15 protein-coding genes are annotated in these 16,524 nt (G+C 70.4%); 5 read left to right on the top strand and 10 right to left on the bottom strand.

All coding sequences use genetic code 11. The annotated features are described in order from the left end of the window. Positions 1-4 precede the first annotated feature (4 nt). Genes ABD357_RS20140 through deoC form a run of 3 tightly spaced genes read right to left on the bottom strand, consistent with a single transcriptional unit; the run spans position 5 to position 3,301 of the window. Positions 5-907, bottom strand: a complete 903-nt coding sequence (locus ABD357_RS20140; protein ID WP_344391762.1) for an aldehyde dehydrogenase family protein — start codon at positions 905-907, stop codon at positions 5-7. Continuing rightward, positions 900-2,336, bottom strand: a complete 1,437-nt coding sequence (locus ABD357_RS20135) for an aldehyde dehydrogenase family protein (RefSeq protein ID WP_344391761.1) — start codon at positions 2,334-2,336, stop codon at positions 900-902. The genes ABD357_RS20140 and ABD357_RS20135 overlap by 8 nt, the downstream gene beginning before the upstream one ends. A 5-nt stretch (positions 2,337-2,341) precedes the next feature. Beyond that, positions 2,342-3,301 (bottom strand): deoxyribose-phosphate aldolase, encoded by a 960-nt coding sequence (gene deoC / locus ABD357_RS20130; RefSeq protein ID WP_344391829.1) that lies wholly within the window; start codon positions 3,299-3,301, stop codon positions 2,342-2,344. A gap of 349 nt (positions 3,302-3,650) precedes the next feature. Between deoC and ABD357_RS20125 the strand changes: the two genes are divergently transcribed. Together ABD357_RS20125 and ABD357_RS20120 are read left to right on the top strand one after the other, a co-directional pair. Then, a complete protein-coding gene (locus ABD357_RS20125) occupies positions 3,651-4,277 on the top strand; it encodes a PH domain-containing protein (RefSeq protein WP_344391760.1) in 627 nt (208 codons plus the stop codon). Between the two features lie 176 nt (positions 4,278-4,453). After that, positions 4,454-6,115, top strand: coding sequence for a hypothetical protein (locus tag ABD357_RS20120; protein ID WP_344391758.1), 1,662 nt, complete (start codon positions 4,454-4,456; stop codon positions 6,113-6,115). A gap of 24 nt (positions 6,116-6,139) precedes the next feature. Here the strand turns inward: ABD357_RS20120 and ABD357_RS20115 are convergent, their stop codons facing one another. The 3 genes from ABD357_RS20115 to ABD357_RS20105 form a co-directional block, all read right to left on the bottom strand. Beyond that, entirely contained in the window at positions 6,140-7,783 is a 1,644-nt protein-coding gene (locus tag ABD357_RS20115) for a phospho-sugar mutase (RefSeq protein ID WP_344391757.1), read from the bottom strand. A 398-nt stretch (positions 7,784-8,181) separates the two neighbouring features. After that, complete coding sequence (locus ABD357_RS20110; RefSeq protein WP_344391756.1) at positions 8,182-9,006, bottom strand: purine-nucleoside phosphorylase; 825 nt, start codon at positions 9,004-9,006, stop codon at positions 8,182-8,184. Positions 9,007-9,154: 148 nt separating this feature from the next. Next, the gene (locus ABD357_RS20105) at positions 9,155-9,592 is read right to left on the bottom strand and encodes a gamma-glutamylcyclotransferase family protein (RefSeq protein ID WP_344391755.1); all 438 of its coding nucleotides are present in this window, start codon (positions 9,590-9,592) and stop codon (positions 9,155-9,157) included. A 98-nt stretch (positions 9,593-9,690) separates the two neighbouring features. Between ABD357_RS20105 and ABD357_RS20100 the strand changes: the two genes are divergently transcribed. Continuing rightward, positions 9,691-11,139, top strand: a complete 1,449-nt coding sequence (locus ABD357_RS20100; protein ID WP_344391754.1) for an NAD(P)H-quinone dehydrogenase — start codon at positions 9,691-9,693, stop codon at positions 11,137-11,139. A 167-nt stretch (positions 11,140-11,306) separates the two neighbouring features. Further along, entirely contained in the window at positions 11,307-12,257 is a 951-nt protein-coding gene (locus tag ABD357_RS20095) for a DeoR/GlpR family DNA-binding transcription regulator (RefSeq protein ID WP_344391753.1), read from the top strand. 484 nt (positions 12,258-12,741) lie between these two features. Here the strand turns inward: ABD357_RS20095 and ABD357_RS20090 are convergent, their stop codons facing one another. Further along, positions 12,742-14,496 carry an acetyl/propionyl/methylcrotonyl-CoA carboxylase subunit alpha gene (locus ABD357_RS20090; protein WP_344391751.1) on the bottom strand — a complete coding sequence of 585 codons (1,755 nt, stop codon included), beginning with the start codon at positions 14,494-14,496 and terminating at the stop codon, positions 12,742-12,744. Between the two features lie 388 nt (positions 14,497-14,884). On the opposite strand from ABD357_RS20090, the gene ABD357_RS20085 reads away from it, so the two are divergent. Further along, entirely contained in the window at positions 14,885-15,346 is a 462-nt protein-coding gene (locus ABD357_RS20085) for a hypothetical protein (RefSeq protein ID WP_425584941.1), read from the top strand. Between the two features lie 6 nt (positions 15,347-15,352). Here the strand turns inward: ABD357_RS20085 and ABD357_RS20080 are convergent, their stop codons facing one another. The 3 genes from ABD357_RS20080 to ABD357_RS20070 form a co-directional block, all read right to left on the bottom strand. Then, positions 15,353-15,973 carry a Maf family protein gene (locus tag ABD357_RS20080; RefSeq protein ID WP_344391749.1) on the bottom strand — a complete coding sequence of 207 codons (621 nt, stop codon included), beginning with the start codon at positions 15,971-15,973 and terminating at the stop codon, positions 15,353-15,355. Positions 15,974-16,081: 108 nt separating this feature from the next. Continuing rightward, positions 16,082-16,210 carry a morphogenic membrane protein MmpB gene (gene mmpB / locus ABD357_RS20075; RefSeq protein ID WP_344391747.1) on the bottom strand — a complete coding sequence of 43 codons (129 nt, stop codon included), beginning with the start codon at positions 16,208-16,210 and terminating at the stop codon, positions 16,082-16,084. An 89-nt stretch (positions 16,211-16,299) separates the two neighbouring features. Beyond that, on the bottom strand, positions 16,300-16,506 hold the full coding sequence (locus ABD357_RS20070; RefSeq protein ID WP_344391746.1) for an acyl-CoA carboxylase subunit epsilon: 207 nt from the start codon (positions 16,504-16,506) through the stop codon (positions 16,300-16,302). Between the last annotated feature and the right edge of the window lie 18 nt (positions 16,507-16,524).

Genomic DNA, 16,524 nt, shown 5'->3' with positions numbered 1-16,524 from the left:
GAACTCAGTACGCCGAGCCCGAGGCACCCAGTGACCCCGTCGGATGCCAGACCGTCTTCGTCTCCAGGAAGAACGTCAGGCGGTCCGTGCCCGGGTCCGCGGACAGGTCCACAGGCTGGGGGCGGCGTACGCGTTTCAGGTTGTCCGCGGCTGCGATCTCCAGCTCCTTCGCGAGTACGTCGTCGGCGCCGGCCAGGTCGATCGCGTTGACGTCCTGGTGGGCGGCGAGCGGGGCCGCGATCTCCGCCGTACGGCCGGAGAGGACGTTGACCACGCCGCCGGGGAGGTCGGAGGTGGCCAGGACCTCGCCGAGGGAGAGGGCCGGGAGCGGCGACTTCTCGGCCGCCACCACGATCGCCGTGTTGCCCGTCGCGATCACTGGCGCGACCACGGAGACCAGGCCCAGGAAGGACGACTCCTGGGGCGCGATGACCGTCACCACGCCCGTCGGCTCGGGCGTCGACAGGTTGAAGAACGGGCCCGCCACCGGGTTTCCGCCGCCCACAACCTGGGCGATCTTGTCGGTCCAGCCCGCGTACCAGACCCAGCGGTCGATCGCGGCGTCGACCTGAGCGGCGGCCTTCGACTTCGAGAGGCCCTCCGCGTCGGCGACTTCCCGGACGAACTGGTCCTTGCGGCCCTCCAGCATCTCCGCGATGCGGTAGAGGATCTGACCGCGGTTGTAGGCCGTGGCGCCGGACCAGTGCCCGAACGCCTTGCGCGCGGCGACCACCGCGTCACGGGCGTCCTTACGGGACGAAAGGGGCGCGTTCGCCAGCCACTTGCCCTTCGAGTCCGTCACCTCGTACACCCGGCCGCTCTCGGAACGCGGGAACTTCCCGCCGACGTACAGCTTGTAGGTCTTGAAGACCGACAGTCGCTCGGTCTTCTCGGACTTCTCAGACATCGAGGTACGCCTCCAGGCCGTGACGACCGCCCTCGCGGCCGAAGCCCGACTCCTTGTAGCCGCCGAACGGCGAGGTCGGGTCGAACTTGTTGAACGTGTTGGACCAGACGACGCCCGCGCGGAGCTTGTTCGCCACCGCGAGGATGCGGGAGCCCTTCTCCGTCCAGATGCCGGCGGAGAGGCCGTACTGGGTGTTGTTGGCCTTGGCGACGGCCTCTTCCGGGGTGCGGAAGGTGAGGACGGAAAGCACCGGGCCGAAGATCTCGTCGCGTGCGATGGTGTGCGCCTGGGTGACGTTCGTGAAGAGCGTCGGGGCGAACCAGTAGCCGGAGGACGGCAGTTCGCAGGCCGGGGACCAGCGCTCGGCGCCCTCCGACTCGCCCTGCTCGGTGAGCGCGGTGATACGGGCCAGCTGCTCGGCGGAGTTGATCGCGCCGATGTCGGTGTTCTTGTCGAGGGGGTCGCCCAGGCGCAGGGTCGACAGGCGGCGCTTCAGGGAGTCCAGCAGCTCGTCGTGGATCGACTCCTGTACGAGAAGACGGGAGCCCGCGCAGCAGACCTGGCCCTGGTTGAAGAAGATGCCCGTCACGATGCCCTCGACGGCCTGGTCGATCGGCGCGTCGTCGAAGACGATGTTGGCGCCCTTGCCGCCGAGTTCGAGGGTGAGCTTCTTGCGGGTACCCGCGACGGTCCGCGCGATCTCCTTGCCGACGGCTGTCGAGCCCGTGAACGCGACCTTGTTCACGTCCTCGTGCGCGACCAGGGCCGCGCCCGTGTCGCCGTATCCCGGAAGGATGTTGACGACGCCCTTGGGCAGGCCGGCCTGGCGGCAGATGTCCGCGAAGAACAACGCCGACAGGGGAGTGGTCTCCGCGGGCTTCAGGACGACCGTGTTGCCGGTCGCGAGGGCCGGGGCGATCTTCCACGCCAGCATGAGGAGCGGGAAGTTCCAGGGGATGACCTGGCCCGCGACGCCGAGGGGCCTGGGGTCGGGCCCGAAGCCCGCATGGCCGAGTTTGTCGGCCCAGCCCGCGTAGTAGAAGAAGTGCGCGGCGACCAGGGGGAGGTCGGCGTCGCGCGTCTCCTTGATGGGCTTTCCGTTGTCCAGCGTCTCCAGGACGGCCAGTTCGCGGCTGCGCTCCTGGATGATGCGGGCGATGCGGAAGAGGTACTTGGCGCGCTCGGAGCCCGGCAGCGCCGACCACTTCTCGAAGGCCTTACGGGCGGCCTTCACCGCACGGTCGACGTCCGCCTCGCCCGCCTGGGCGACCTCGGATAGGACCTCTTCGGTGGAGGGCGAGATCGACTTGAAGACCCTGCCGTCCGCCGCCTCGGTGAACTCGCCGTCGATGAACAGGCCGTACGAGGGCGCGATGTCGACGACGGACCGGGACTCTGGGGCCGGCGCGTACTCGAATACGGAAGCCATGATGATCAATCCACCGTCACGTAGTCGGGGCCGGAGTAACGGCCGGTGGCCAGCTTCTGGCGCTGCATCAGCAGGTCGTTGAGGAGCGAGGACGCGCCGAAGCGGAACCAGTGGTTGTCCAGCCAGTCCTCGCCCGCCGTCTCGTTCACCAGGACCAGGAACTTGATCGCGTCCTTGGTGGTGCGGATGCCGCCCGCGGGCTTCACCCCGACCTGTACCCCGGTCTGCGCCCGGAAGTCGCGTACGGCCTCCAGCATGAGCAGGGTGTTCGCGGGCGTCGCGTTGACAGAGACCTTGCCGGTCGACGTCTTGATGAAGTCGGCACCCGCAAGCATGCCGAGCCAGGAGGCGCGCCGGATGTTGTCGTACGTCGACAGCTCGCCGGTCTCGAAGATGACCTTCAGGCGGGCGCTCGTCCCGCAGGCCTCCTTCACGGCGACGATCTCGTCGTACACCTTCATGTAGTTCCCCGCGAGGAAGGCACCGCGGTCGATGACCATGTCGACCTCGTCCGCTCCGGCCTCGACGGCGTCGCGTACGTCGGCCAGCTTCACGCCGATCGCGGCGCGCCCCGCCGGGAAGGCGGTGGCGACGGAGGCGACCTTGACGCCGGAACCGGCGACGGCCTCCTTGGCGGTGGCCACCATGTCGGGATAGACGCAGACGGCCGCCGTCGTGGGGGTCGTACGGTCCGTGGGGTCCGGGTGGACGGCCTTGGCGCCGAGCGCCCGGACCTTGCCCGGGGTGTCCGCGCCTTCCAGCGTCGTCAGGTCGACCATGGAGATGGCGAGGTCGATGGCGTACGCCTTCGCCGTGGTCTTGATGGAACGGGTGCCGAGCGAGGCGGCCCGCGCCTCCAGGCCGACGGTGTCGACGCCGGGCAGCCCGTGGAGGAAGCGGCGCAGCGTGCTGTCGGACGCGGTTACGTCGCCGAGTGCGTGTGCGGCTGGTGCTGTGGTGGGCATGGTCACGAGGGGAGCATATCTACGCGCGTAGCGGCTGTACAGCCCTCCAGCCTTTCCCGGCGCTCGTCGCGAGCTACTCGAGCGCCCGCCGCGAGGTCATCGAGCGCTCGGCGACCGCGGATGAGCGCTGTCAGAGGCGTCGGGCAGAATCGGGAGCATGACGACCCCGGACCATCAGCCACCCCGACCGGACTCCTCGGGCTCTTCGGAATCCCCGCAGACTCCGGACTCTCCGGATGCTACGGGCTCTTCGGGTTCCCAGGGCTCTTCCGATTCGCCGGATGCCCAGGGCGTGCCTGAGCCGCCGGGTTCGTCGGATTCTCCCGGCTCGTCGGAACCCACGCCGTCCATGCCCTCCACGCCGCCCTCGGGTCCGGAGTCCAGGGACCGGATCTACCGGTCGCCGGCGGCCATCGGTGGCGGTGTGCTGCTGCTCGCCATCGCGGGCTGGCTCGGTATCGACGCGCTGATCGTGGGCAAGGGCCGCACGCCGTGGCTGGCGCTCGCGGGGCTCATCCTCCTCGTCCCGCTGGTCGTCGCCTTCACCCTGCGCCCGGCCGTCTTCGCGAACGACGACAGGCTGCGCATCCGCAACCCCTTCCGCGTGATCGTGCTGCCCTGGGGCACGGTCGAGGCCCTGCGCTCCGGCTACTCGAACGAGGTGCTCGACAAGTCCGGCACCAGGTACCAGCTGTGGGCGATACCCGTCTCGCTGCGCGCCCGCAAGAAGGCGGCGCGGCAGCAGGCCCGCGCCGACAAGGAGGGCGGCGACATCCGTCCGTCGCGGATGCCGGAGCCGACCGGGCCCGTGCGCGCCCACGCCGACCAGATCATGGATGAGCTGCGTGAGCTGGTGGTAGCGCGTGGACCGGACAAGCGGGCGCAGGGGGAGCCGTCGGTGCGATGGGCCTACGAGATCGTGGCGCCGGTGCTGGCCGGTGCGGTGCTGCTGGCCATTCTGCTGGCGGTGGGGTGACCACTCGGGCCGCCTCAGCATCCTGAGGCGGTACCAACACCCCGGATCTTGAGGAGATGGGCGCTTTGGGCCGTACGAGAGGGTGGTGTCTGCCTCAGCCGTCCGGGGTCCCGTCACGGGGCCCCGACATCACGGTCCAGGCGTCACCGGCGTAGCCACGCACCGAGGGAGTAGATGTGTCGTACGACGAGCCTCTGCGGCTGCCCGCCACGGCGATACCCGAGGGCTGCCGGGACTGGACGGCCGGGCAGGCCGGGGTCTGGTCGGCGGCGCTGCCGCCGCGCTGGACGTTCCTGCGCGTACGCAGGTCGGTTGCGGCCGGAGCGACCACCTTCGCGCTGTGCGCGGGCGGCTGGGCCGTGGTGCTCGGCGGGCTGTGGCCGCTCCTCGCGGCGGCGTTCGCGGTGTACGTCCTGTGGGTGCTCGCCCGCCCCGAGCTCGTCTGGGCCGGGGCGCCCGCGCTGCTCCTCGCGCTCGCCTTCCAGGCACCGTCGCAGCCGTGGGCGGTGACCGCGCTCTTCGTGCTTGTCGTGGTGGTTTGCTGGGCGGTCGTCGCCGTACGCCTGCGGGCTCGAAGCACGCAGCACGAGCGGGCGCTGGAGGCAGCCGAGGGCATCACGGCGTGGCTGCCGGACGCGGAGGAACCGGTGCGGCGCGGCAGCTTCCTGCGCAACCTCGGCCTCGTGGTCCTCGCCCTCGGCGTGCTGACCGGTGCCACCTCGGGCCTCTGGGGCTCGGCCGCCGACCGCCAAGGCGCCTGGGCGGCAGCCTTCTTCGTGGCCGGCCTCGGCGCGACTGCCCTGGCCTCGGCCTGGTTCGGCCGTCATCGCGCCGTCGAACTGCGCCGGGAACCCGCACCGGTGCTTCGCGTCCTGGTGCGCGACGACGTGGAAGGCAGCACGGAGGTCTACGCAGCGGATGACGTCCGGGCCATCCGCCCCCTGTTCACGGTCGACCTGACCTCGTTCGAAGAGGACGAGGACGACGATGACGATGCGGAAGCCGAAGGGGCGGAAACCGAGGACGACGAGGAGGAGCTCGAGCGGCTCCTGGAGGTCGTGGACGCCGACACCCCGGGCCCGGTCCGCGAAGCCGTCCTCTTCGGCGTGCCCTTCGACGGCGCCGAGGTCCTCGTCCTCAGCGCCGACGTGGACCCGGCCCAGCCTCCGCTGATCGAGTGGTCGACGGGACCCGTACGCCCGTTGTCGCTGAGCGCGGGGCGGCGGCGTATCGAACGGGCGAAGGCCCGGGAGGCGCAGAGCCGCCAACTGGAGGAGCAGGCAAGGGAGCTGGCCGGGACCCAGCCGCCCGTCGCGGTGCGCCGCTGGCATGCCGGGTGGCTCGACCGGCTGGCCGCCGCGCTGCTGGTGGCCTGGGGCGTATGGCTCTGCTGGGCCTGGTTCACCGAATCCGGCACCGCCGTGTGGAAGCTGGCCCTGGTCGTCGTACTGGGCGTCTACGGCGCGGTCCGCGTCCCCGTGAAACTGGCCTGGCGCATCACCGCCGACCGCACGGGCCTATGGGTCACCGGGCTGCGCGGACCCCAGCACGTTCCCTGGGAGGACCTCCGCTCCGTACGCCGCCAACGCTTCGAACTCAAGCTGCGCTGGCGCGGCGACAACTGGGCTGTCGCCGCACCTCACTGGGGCTGGCTCGAGCGCACCCGCGGCCTGGTCCACCCCTATGACGCGCTGGCCGCCGAACTCAGCGCGATGCGCACGGATCCCGCACTGCGGCCCACGGGGGAGAGCACGGCCCCCGAACGCGGGCGTCCGCTGTGGCCGCTGGCGGCCGTGCTGGCGCTGGGGTGGGTGGTTGCGGTGATGGCGCTGAGGTGAGATTGCACCAGGCCGCAGTGTGTGTCAGATGCCCGCTGCCGCCGAGAGGTCCCGCTTGATGGCCGTCAGGAGAGCCGTCGCCTTCTTGCGGGCCGTGGGCAGGCCGGTGTGCGAAGCGACCGGGATGACGACCTCCAGGTAGCACTTCAGCTTTGGCTCCGTGCCGCTGGGGCGGACGATGACGCGGGCGCCGTCGAGCGTGTAGCGCAGGCCGTCCGTGGGCGGGAGCTTGTCCGTGCCCTTCGTCAGGTCCTCGGACTTGGTGATCGCCAGGCCCGCGAGGTGGGTGGGCGGCTGTTCGCGGAGGCGGCGCATCGCGTTCGCGATCAGGGAGAGGTCGTCCACGCGGACGGAGAGCTGGTCGGTGGCGTGCAGGCCGTGTTCCACGGCGAGGTCGTCGAGGAGGTCGAGGAGGGTTCTGCCCTGCTCCTTGAGCTCCGAGGCCAGTTCCGTGATCAGCAGGGCCGCCGTGATGCCGTCCTTGTCCCGTACGCCCTCGGGGTCCACGCAGTAGCCAAGGGCCTCCTCATACCCGTAACGCAGGCCCTCCACCCGGGCGATCCACTTGAAGCCCGTCAGGGTCTCCTCGTACGGGAGCTGCGCCTTCTCCGCGATACGGCCGAGGAGGGAGGACGACACGATCGACTCCGCGAAGGTGCCGCGGGCGCCGCGCTTCACAAGGTGGGCGGCGAGGAGGGCGCCGACCTCGTCGCCGCGCAGCATGCGCCAGTCGCCGCCGTCCTCGATGGCCACGGCGCAGCGGTCGGCGTCCGGGTCGTTCGCGATGATCAGGTCCGGGTTCGCCTCGCGGGCCTTCGCGAAGGCCAGGTCCATCGCGCCCGGTTCCTCCGGGTTCGGGAAGGCGACCGTGGGGAAGTCCGGGTCCGGGTCCGCCTGTTCGGCGACGAGGACGGGCTCCGGGAAGCCCGCGCGGGCGAAGGCGGCGAGGAGGGTGTCCGTGCCGACGCCGTGCATCGCTGTGTAGACGGTGCGGGCGGTGCGGGGGGAGTTCTCGGCGAGTACGGCGTCCGTACGGGCGAGGTAGGCGTTGTGGACGCTGTCGTCGCCTTCGCCGGCGAGGATCTCCCAGCCTCCGGCCGGACGCGGTACGTCGCTCAGGCTCGCGATCGCCTCGATCTCCGCGGCGATCTCGGCGTCCGCCGGGGGGACGATCTGGGAGCCCTCGCCTAGGTAGACCTTGTAGCCGTTGTCGCGCGGCGGGTTGTGGCTGGCGGTCACCTCCACGCCCGCGACCGCGCCGAGGTGCCTTACGGCGAAGGCGAGGACGGGGGTGGGGAGGGGACGGGGGAGCACGGCTGCCCTCAGGCCCGCGCCCGTCATCACCGCGGCGGTGTCGCGGGCGAAGTCCTCCGACTTGTGGCGGGCGTCGTAGCCGATGACGACCAGGCCGTTCTCCCGGCCCTTGCCCTTGAGGTACGCGGCGAGGCCCGCGGCGGCTCGGATGACCACCGCGCGGTTCATCCGCATGGGGCCGGCGCCGAGTTCGCCTCTAAGGCCCGCGGTGCCGAACTGGAGGGTGCCGGTGAATCGTGCGGTGAGCTCCGCTTCGTCCCTGGCGTCGATCAGCGTGGTGAGTTCGTCCCGGGTCTCCGGGTCGGGGTCTTCGGCCAGCCACGCCTTGGCCTTCGCGACGAGTTCATCCTGCACGGGGGGTCAACCTCTTTCTTTGGTTCCTGTCCGGCCTGGTGCGGGTGGGTGGGGGGAGGGTTTTCTTTCCCCAGCCCCGCCCCTTCCCGAAACTGGGGGCTGCGCCCCCAGGCCCCCCGCAAGGGGGTGGGTGGTGACAGTCGTGTCGCGGCTGCGGGGTGCGTCGTGGCTGGTCGCGCAGTTCCCCGCGCCCCTGAAAAAAACCAAGCCTGCGACTTCCGGCGCCCCGAGCGCCCGCGCCCCCTAAACGCGCTCACCCCGGGAAGCCCGTACCCCCGACTACCCGCAGCCTCCCACCGGCCCACGGCCCCGCACCCACCCACGCGCCTCAGGGGCGCGGGGCTGTGACATCAGCGGCTCCGCCGCGGGGCGCGACCAGCCACAACGAACCCAAAGGTTCAGATTCGATCCAGCACCTGCGTCAACAACGCCCCCATCCGCGCAGCCGAATCCCGCCCCGCCTGCAGAACCTCCTCATGGTTCAGCGGCTCCCCCGTCATCCCGGCGGCAAGATTCGTGACCAGCGAAATGCCCAGCACCTCCGCACCCGCCTCCCGCGCAGCGATGGCTTCCAGAACCGTCGACATCCCCACCAGATCCGCACCGATGACCCGAGCCATCCGAATCTCCGCCGGCGTCTCGTAGTGCGGCCCGGGGAACTGCGCGTACACCCCCTCCTCCAAAGACGCGTCGATCTCCTTGCACAGGGCGCGCAGCCGACGCGAGTAGAGGTCCGTCAGGTCGACGAAGTTGGCGCCGACGATCGGCGACGTGGCCGTGAGGTTGATGTGGTCGCTGATGAGCACCGGCTGACCGGGCCGCATCCCCTCGCGGAGTCCCCCGCAGCCATTGGTCAGCACAACGGTCTTGCACCCGGCGGCGACAGCGGTACGCACTCCGTGCGCGACGGCGGCGACACCGCGCCCCTCGTAGAAGTGGGTGCGGCCAAGAAAGACGAGCGCCCGCTTGTCGCCCAAGCGGTACGAGCGGATCTTGCCGCCGTGGCCCTCGACCGCCGGCGGGGGGAACCCGGGCAGCTCGGTGACCTGGAGCTCGGCCTCGGGGGCACCGAGGGCGTGCACGGCCGGTGCCCAGCCGGAGCCCATCACCAGCGCGACGTCGTGGGTCTCGGCGCCCGTGAGCTCGCGCAGGCGCGAGGCGGCGGCGTCGGCGGCGGCGTAGGGGTCGCCCTGGATGTCGTCCGGAAGAAGAGAAGCGTTCACGCGATGAGGGTAGCTGGTCGATGCCTACGCGCGTAGATGCTGAGGGCCACAGGTTCGCGATCGTTGTCCTGATCGTTGTCTTTTTCGCGAACCAACGCCCCTGAATCAACGGCGCCCCTGAATCGACAGCGCCTCTGAATCGGCTGAATCAACAGGGCCGCTTCCGCAGTTCCATCACATAGTCGTGCGGCGCGCCCGCCGACTCCGCCGCGTCCGCGATCTCCCCCAGATAGCGCGCCGAAGGCAGCCCGCCCTCGTAGCCGTTCAGCACGTACACCCACGCCGGCTCCTCGCCCTCCAGCGTGTGCACACGGACCCGCATCCGCCGGTATATGTCGAGCCCGACGCCCTCCCAGCGGTCCAGGGAGTCCTCGTCGAGCGGAGCGACGTCGTACAGCGCGACGAACACCTGCGAGCGCGGCGCCTCCGCAATGGTCGCGAGTGCGCCCTCCCAGCCCATGTGCTCGCCGCCGAAGGTCAGCCGCCAGCCGTTGAGCCACCCGGTGGCGCGCAGCGGCGAATGCGGGGCCCGGCGCGTCATGAGCCGCGGGTCGAGATTGCCGGCGTATGCGGCGTAGAGCGACATGGGGTTGAGGGTACGGCAGCGACGCGCGAGCCTCTCCTGTAACAGAGGCACCCGGCGCAGGCCCCCCGGGGCGGAAGCACTGTGGGGCGTGCGGGACAATGGAGTACGTGACTCGGATCGTGATCATCGGTGGCGGACCCGGCGGATACGAGGCGGCCCTGGTGGCCGCCCAACTCGGCGCGGAGGTAACCGTCGTCGACTGCGACGGCCTGGGCGGTGCGTCGGTGCTCACCGACTGCGTGCCGTCGAAGACGCTGATCGCGACCGCCGAGGTGATGACCACCTTCGACTCCTCGTACGAGGAACTCGGCATCATTGTGGCCGACGACACTCCACACATCGACACGCCCGCCCGGGTGGTCGGAGTCGATCTCGGCAAGGTCAACCGCCGGGTGAAGCGGCTCGCGCTCGCCCAGTCGCACGACATCACCGCATCCGTGACGCGGGCGGGGGCGCGAGTCATGCGCGGTCGCGGGCGGCTCGACGGCCAGCAGGCCCTGGACGGGTCCCGGAAGGTCGTGGTGCGGGCCGCGGACGGCAGCGAGGAGACGCTCGTCGCCGATGCCGTGCTCATCGCCACCGGTGGACATCCCCGTGAGCTGCCCGACGCGCAGCCGGACGGCGAGCGGATCCTGAACTGGACCCAGGTGTACGACCTCGATGAGCTGCCCGAGGAGCTCATCGTGGTCGGTTCCGGTGTCACCGGTGCCGAGTTCGCCGGTGCCTATCAGGCGCTCGGGTCGCGGGTCACGCTCGTATCCAGCCGTGATCGTGTGCTGCCGGGTGAGGACTCCGATGCCGCGGGCGTCCTGGAGGACGTGTTCCGGCGGCGTGGCATGAACGTCCTGGCGCGTTCCCGCGCCCAGTCCGCCAAGCGCGTGGGCGACCGGGTCGAGGTGACGCTGGCCGACGGTCGCGTCATCACCGGCTCGCACTGTCTGATGGCCGTCGGCGCCATCCCCAACAGCCATGGCATGGGGCTCGAAGGGGCCGGCGTCAAGGTGAAGGACTCCGGGCACATCTGGACGGACAAGGTGTCCCGGACGACGGCTCCGGGGGTGTACGCGGCCGGTGACGTCACCGGAGTCTTCGCGCTCGCCTCCGTGGCGGCGATGCAGGGCCGTATCGCCATGTACCACTTCCTCGGTGACGCGGTCGCCCCGCTGAACCTGAAGACCGTGTCCTCGAACGTCTTCACCGACCCCGAGATCGCGACCGTCGGCTACTCGCAGGCGGACGTCGACGGCGGCGTCATCGACGCCCGGGTCGTGAAGCTGCCGCTGCTGCGCAATCCGCGCGCCAAGATGCAGGGCATCCGGGACGGCTTCGTGAAGATCTTCTGCCGGCCGGGCACCGGGATCGTCGTCGGTGGTGTGGTCGTATCGCCGCGCGCCTCGGAACTGATCCATCCGATCTCGATCGCGGTCGACAACAACCTGACCGTCGAACAGATCGCGAACGCCTTCACCGTGTATCCATCCCTTTCGGGCTCGATCGCCGAGGTGGCCCGGCAGCTGCACACCCGGAAGACCGAGCCCGACGCCTGACGGCCGGAAGTAACTCCTCGCTGGTCACGGGGAGTTGCCGCTTCTTTGAGCGGTGTGGACAGCGGGAGTGGACGCGTATACCACTTTCCGTGCTGCCGTGCGAACAACTTCTGTTATTCGGCGCAAACTGCTGAAAGCAGACGGTCGTTGGGGTTACTGTCAGTTTCGTGTTCGCTGCAGAACGTCGCCAATTGATCCTCGAAATGGTGCGAGCGAACGGGGCCGTGTCGCTCCGTGAGCTCGCCCGCGTCGTCCAGACCTCTGAAGTGACCGTACGGCGGGACGTGCGCGCACTGGAGGCAGAAGGACTCCTCGACCGCCGGCATGGCGGTGCGGTATTGCCGGGCGGGTTCACGCGGGAGTCCGGCTTTCCGCAGAAGTCACATCTCGCGACCGCCGAGAAGACGGCCATCGCCGATCTCGCCGCGAGTCTCGTCGAAGAGGGCGAGGCCATCGTGGTCGGGGCGGGCACCACCACGCAGGAGCTGGCCCGCCGGCTCGCGCGGGTGCCAGGGCTGACCGTCGTCACCAACTCCCTTCTGGTGGCTCAGGCGTTGGCCCATGCCAACCGCGTCGAGGTCGTGATGACCGGAGGCACCCTGCGCGGTTCCAACTACGCCCTCGTCGGCAGCGGGGCCGAGCAGTCCCTTCAGGGGTTGCGGGTCTCCCGGGCCTTCCTGTCCGGGAGCGGACTGACCGCCGAGCGCGGCCTGTCCACCTCCAACATGCTGTCGGCCAGCGTGGACAGGGCCCTGGTGCAGGCCGCCGCGGAGGTCGTCGTCCTCGCCGATCACACCAAGCTCGGCACGGACACGATGTTCCAGACGGTGCCGACGGATGTGATCACGCGCCTGGTCACGGACGAGCCGCCCGCCCATGACGACCGTGCGGCCACGGAGTTGCAGGCCCTGGCCGATCAGGGGGTGCAGATCGCTGTGGCCGGCTCGGGCAGTGCGGGACCGGTGGGGCGGCAGCCGCCCCACCGGGACGTGCCGCTTCCCAGTCCGCGTCGGGGGCAAGTCCCCGGCGGGGGGCCGCAGTTGCGGAGCACTGCCGGGGTCCTGGGGGAACAGCCCCAGAGTGAGCGAGCGCGGGTTGCGGATATGCGTCGGCGCTAGGCCCTCGCCGGGCGGAACGGAAAGTGACGGGCGGCTTCCGGGGTGGGTGGTTCGGGGTCCGCTGCCGGCTGCGGGTTCGTTGTGGCTTGTCGCGCCCCGCGGCGGAGCCGCTGATGTCACAGACCCGCGCCCCCTTGGGTACGTGGTGGGTGCGGGGCCGTGGGCCGGTGCGTCAGCCCGTCGCAGGCTGGGCATACGGCCCTTCGGCTCACACAGGGCGCAGGTGGCCTGAGACAGAACCTGAGCGACGGGCATACGACGCACCGGCCCGCGTCCCCTCCCGCCGGTGAAAAGCTGCGGGTAGTCGGGGGTACGGGCTTCCCCGGGGCGCCGGGAGTCGCAGGCTTTGGCTTTCAGGGGCGCGGGGCTGTGACATATGCGGCTCCGCCGCGGGGCGCGACCAGCCACGACGGACCCGCAGTCGCCAACGGACCGAACCCACCCACCCGGTAGGCGCCCCGTCCAACCGCCGGACGCGTACGGCTCAGTCCTTGATCTCGCAGATCACCGCACCGGACGTGACCGACGCACCGATCTCCGCACTCAAGCCCTTGATGGTGCCCGAGCGATGGGCGTTCAGGGGCTGTTCCATCTTCATGGCCTCCAGGACGACGACCAGGTCGCCCTCCTTGACCTCCTGGCCCTCCTCGACCGCGACCTTGACGATGGTGCCCTGCATCGGGGAGGCGAGGGTGTCGCCGGAGGCTGCGGGGCCGGACTTCTTCGCCGCGCGGCGCTTGGGCTTGGCGCCCGCCGCAAGTCCCGTACGGGCCAGGGACATGCCCAGGCTGGACGGCAGGGAGACCTCCAGGCGCTTGCCGCCGACCTCGACGACGACCGTCTCGCGGCCCGGCTCCTCGTCCGCCTCTGTGGCCACCGGAGCGGCGAACGGCTTGATCTCGTTGACGAACTCGGTCTCGATCCACCGGGTGTGCACCCTGAACGGGTTACTGGTGAACGCCGGGTCCGCGACCACCGCCCGGTGGAAGGGGATGGCCGTTGCCATGCCCTCCACCTGGAACTCGGCCAGCGCCCGGGCAGCCCGCTGCAGGGCCTGCTCACGGCTGGCACCGGTGACGATCAGCTTGGCGAGCAGCGAGTCCCAGGCCGGGCCGATCACCGCACCGGACTCCACGCCCGCATCCAGGCGCACGCCCGGACCGGACGGCGGCGCGAAGGTCGTCACTGTGCCGGGAGCGGGCAGGAAGTTACGGCCGGGGTCCTCGCCGTTGATGCGGAACTCGAAGGAATGCCCGCGGATCGCCGGGTCGTCGTAACCCAGCTCCTCGCCGTCGGCGATGCGGAACATCTCGCGCACCAGGTCGATGCCGGTGACCTCCTCGGTCACCGGATGCTCGACCTGCAGGCGGGTGTTGACCTCCAGGAAGGAGATCGTGCCGTCCACGCCCACCAGGAACTCGACGGTGCCGGCACCGACGTAGCCGGCCTCCTTGAGGATGGCCTTCGATGCCGCGTACAGCTGCTGGTTCTGCTCATCTGTCAGGAACGGCGCGGGGGCCTCCTCGACCAGCTTCTGGTGCCGGCGCTGCAGAGAGCAGTCCCGGGTCGAGACCACGACCACGTTGCCGTGCTGGTCGGCCAGGCACTGGGTCTCCACATGCCGCGGCTTGTCCAGGTAACGCTCCACGAAGCACTCGCCGCGGCCGAACGCGGCCACCGCCTCGCGCACCGCGGAGTCGTACAGCTCGGGCACCTCTTCAAGGGTGCGGGCCACCTTCAGACCGCGTCCGCCGCCGCCGAACGCCGCCTTGATCGCGATCGGCAGGCCGTGTTCCTCGGCGAACGCCACGACCTCGTCGGCGCCCGAGACCGGGTCGGGGGTGCCCGCGACCAGCGGGGCGCCCGCGCGCTGCGCGATGTGCCTCGCTGCGACCTTGTCACCCAGGTCGCGGATCGCCTGCGGGGGCGGGCCGATCCAGATCAGGTCCGCGTCCAGGACCGCCTGCGCGAAGTCCGCGTTCTCCGAAAGGAAGCCGTAGCCGGGATGGATGGCGTCCGCCCCGGAGTCCTTGGCGGCCTGGAGCACCTTGGTGATGTCCAGGTAGCTGGTGGCGGGGGTGTCACCGCCCAGGGCGAACGCCTCGTCCGCGGCCCGCACATGCAGTGCGTCCCGGTCCGGCTCGGCGTACACCGCCACGCTCGCGATACCGGCGTCTCGGCACGCCCGGGCGACACGGACAGCGATTTCGCCACGATTGGCGATCAACACCTTGCGCACGTTGGCTCCCTCTCCTTGAAACAAGCCGAGTTTAGGGACTGCCGACACGTCGTTTCGACCCATCCCCGATGGTGAGCTTGCCCACACGGAGCGTGATACGAGGCCCGCTCGCCCGCGAAATCCCTTGTCGCACCGCGGTACGCAGGGGACTTCTCAAGAACCCTAGCCCCCTGATGTGGCCAAGGTCTCTGTGAGAGCGTGCTGCGGCCCACTCTGTTTCTTTGTGGAGTCCCTACGAATGGGCTAATGAATCTTTGCCCTCGCCGGATCCCTTGTCCCGACGTTTACCCGTTAGTAGCGTTCGCGATGTCTCGAACGTACTTGGGGTAACGCAAGCCCCGGTCGAACGGCAGTCGAAAGTGGGTGGGGGCCGGTGGTACGCAGGCCGGTGGCATGGGTGGCCGCGATCGTGCTCTTCGTGGAGGCGGTGGGCATCGCACTTGTCAACTGGTTCATGGGAGTCGTCGTCGACCGGCAGGAGATGTCCCTCGCGGGGCTCGACGCGGGCATGATGTCCGTGTCCTCGAAGATCGCGGGCCTGGTCTTCGGCCTCTACTTCGCCATCTGCGGCTTCGTCGCGCTGCGCGTCGCCCTGCGCGACCGTGCCCCCGCCGGCCTCGGCCGCATCGTGCTCATCAGCGCGGCCGTGGTGCACGGCCTGCTCGGCGCGTTCACGGTCGGCCTGGTGGGCTGGGGCGCGTTCGCCTTCATGATGGTGGTGTTCGGGCTGATCGTGCTGATCTTCATGGGGTACGACCGTGACGGCGGGCCGGACGTCTCCGATGCGGTGCCGGGTGACGGCGACGGGCCGGGCTCCACGGTCGCGCCCCCGGCACCGACCGCCTCCTGATCGGGGTCAGCTCTCCCGGGGCGTCCACAACTCCGTGATCCCCACGCCCAGTTGGGCCAGCAGGCGGCGCAGCATCGGCAGTGAGATCCCGATGACGTTGCCGTGGTCGCCGTCGATGCCCTCGATGAACGGGGCCGAGCGGCCGTCGAGCGTGAACGCCCCGGCCACGTAGAGGGGTTCGCCCGAGGCGACGTACGCGGCGATCTCGGCGTCCGTCGGCTCGCCGAACCGCACCACGGTGGACGCGGTCGCCGAGGCGTACCGTCCCGTCACCGTGTCGTACACGCAGTGCCCCGTCTGCAGCGTGCCCGCGCGCCCGCGCATCGACTTCCAGCGCGCGGTGGCCTCCTCGGCGTCCGCGGGCTTGCCGAGCGCCTCGCCGTCCAGGTCGAGCACCGAGTCGCAGCCGATCACCAAGGCGCCCTTGAGCTCGGGCTTCGCCGCCACCACCGAAGCCTTCGCCTCGGCCAGGGCGCGTGCCAGCTCGGCGGGGGTGGGGGCGGTCACGGCCTCCTCGTCGACCCCGCTGACGATGACCTCGGGGTCGAGGCCGGCCTGCCTCAGCAGGCTGAGCCGGGCAGGGGACTGGGAGGCGAGGACGAGTCGACGGCGCGGCTGATCAGTCATGGGGCCAGGGTAGCGACGCGGCGGGAGGGGGCGTCGGGGAAGGGCGTCGGGGCGGTCACCGGCGGCCCGGTCACCGTCCCGGTGACGGGCCCTGTGACCGGCGGCGGATCACATGACGCCGAGCACGATCATCGCGAGCACCATCGCCAACGCCATGAGAATCCCCAGCCGCCGCAACATGTCCTGCATGTCGCGCAGTTCCTTGGGCGGCTCGTTCTCGGGGTCGGACCAAAGCATTCCACGATCGTGACTCCGCGCCGGGCCCGGCCGCCTGAGTACGCATACTCATCTTGCGTAGGAGAGAAGCCCCGAGGCCCCCCGGCCCCCTAGCCCGGCCAGTACGTGCGCCCCCAGGCCCTGGGACCGGGCGCGGGCAGCCGGCTCATGGCCACGCGTGCCGGGTTGGCCCAGGCGTCCGGCTCGCGGGGCGCGCCGGACGGGGCGGCAGCCACCGCCGCGGCGCGCGCCTGGACCACCGCCAGTGCGGCGGCCAGCTCCTCCGGGGTCGGATTGCCCCGTACGACCTTGATCATGACCGCTCCCAACTGGTG

The organism is Streptomyces vastus (assembly GCF_039532825.1).
Lineage (GTDB): Bacteria > Actinomycetota > Actinomycetes > Streptomycetales > Streptomycetaceae > Streptomyces > Streptomyces vastus.
This window is presented reverse-complemented; position numbering and strand designations above follow the sequence as displayed.

Bases quoted from the DNA above. Each gene is read 5' to 3' on its own strand.
- ABD357_RS20140 (WP_344391762.1), bottom strand. From the start codon at position 907: ATGTCTGAGAAGTCCGAGAAGACCGAGCGACTGTCGGTCTTCAAGACC.
- ABD357_RS20135 (WP_344391761.1), bottom strand. From the start codon at position 2,336: ATGGCTTCCGTATTCGAGTACGCGCCGGCCCCAGAGTCCCGGTCCGTC.
- deoC (WP_344391829.1), bottom strand. From the start codon at position 3,301: ATGCCCACCACAGCACCAGCCGCACACGCACTCGGCGACGTAACCGCG.
- ABD357_RS20125 (WP_344391760.1), top strand. From the start codon at position 3,651: ATGCCCTCCACGCCGCCCTCGGGTCCGGAGTCCAGGGACCGGATCTAC.
- ABD357_RS20105 (WP_344391755.1), bottom strand. From the start codon at position 9,592: ATGTCGCTCTACGCCGCATACGCCGGCAATCTCGACCCGCGGCTCATG.
- ABD357_RS20100 (WP_344391754.1), top strand. From the start codon at position 9,691: ATGGAGTACGTGACTCGGATCGTGATCATCGGTGGCGGACCCGGCGGA.
- ABD357_RS20080 (WP_344391749.1), bottom strand. From the start codon at position 15,973: ATGACTGATCAGCCGCGCCGTCGACTCGTCCTCGCCTCCCAGTCCCCT.
- mmpB (WP_344391747.1), bottom strand. From the start codon at position 16,210: ATGCTTTGGTCCGACCCCGAGAACGAGCCGCCCAAGGAACTGCGCGAC.
- ABD357_RS20070 (WP_344391746.1), bottom strand. From the start codon at position 16,506: ATGATCAAGGTCGTACGGGGCAATCCGACCCCGGAGGAGCTGGCCGCC.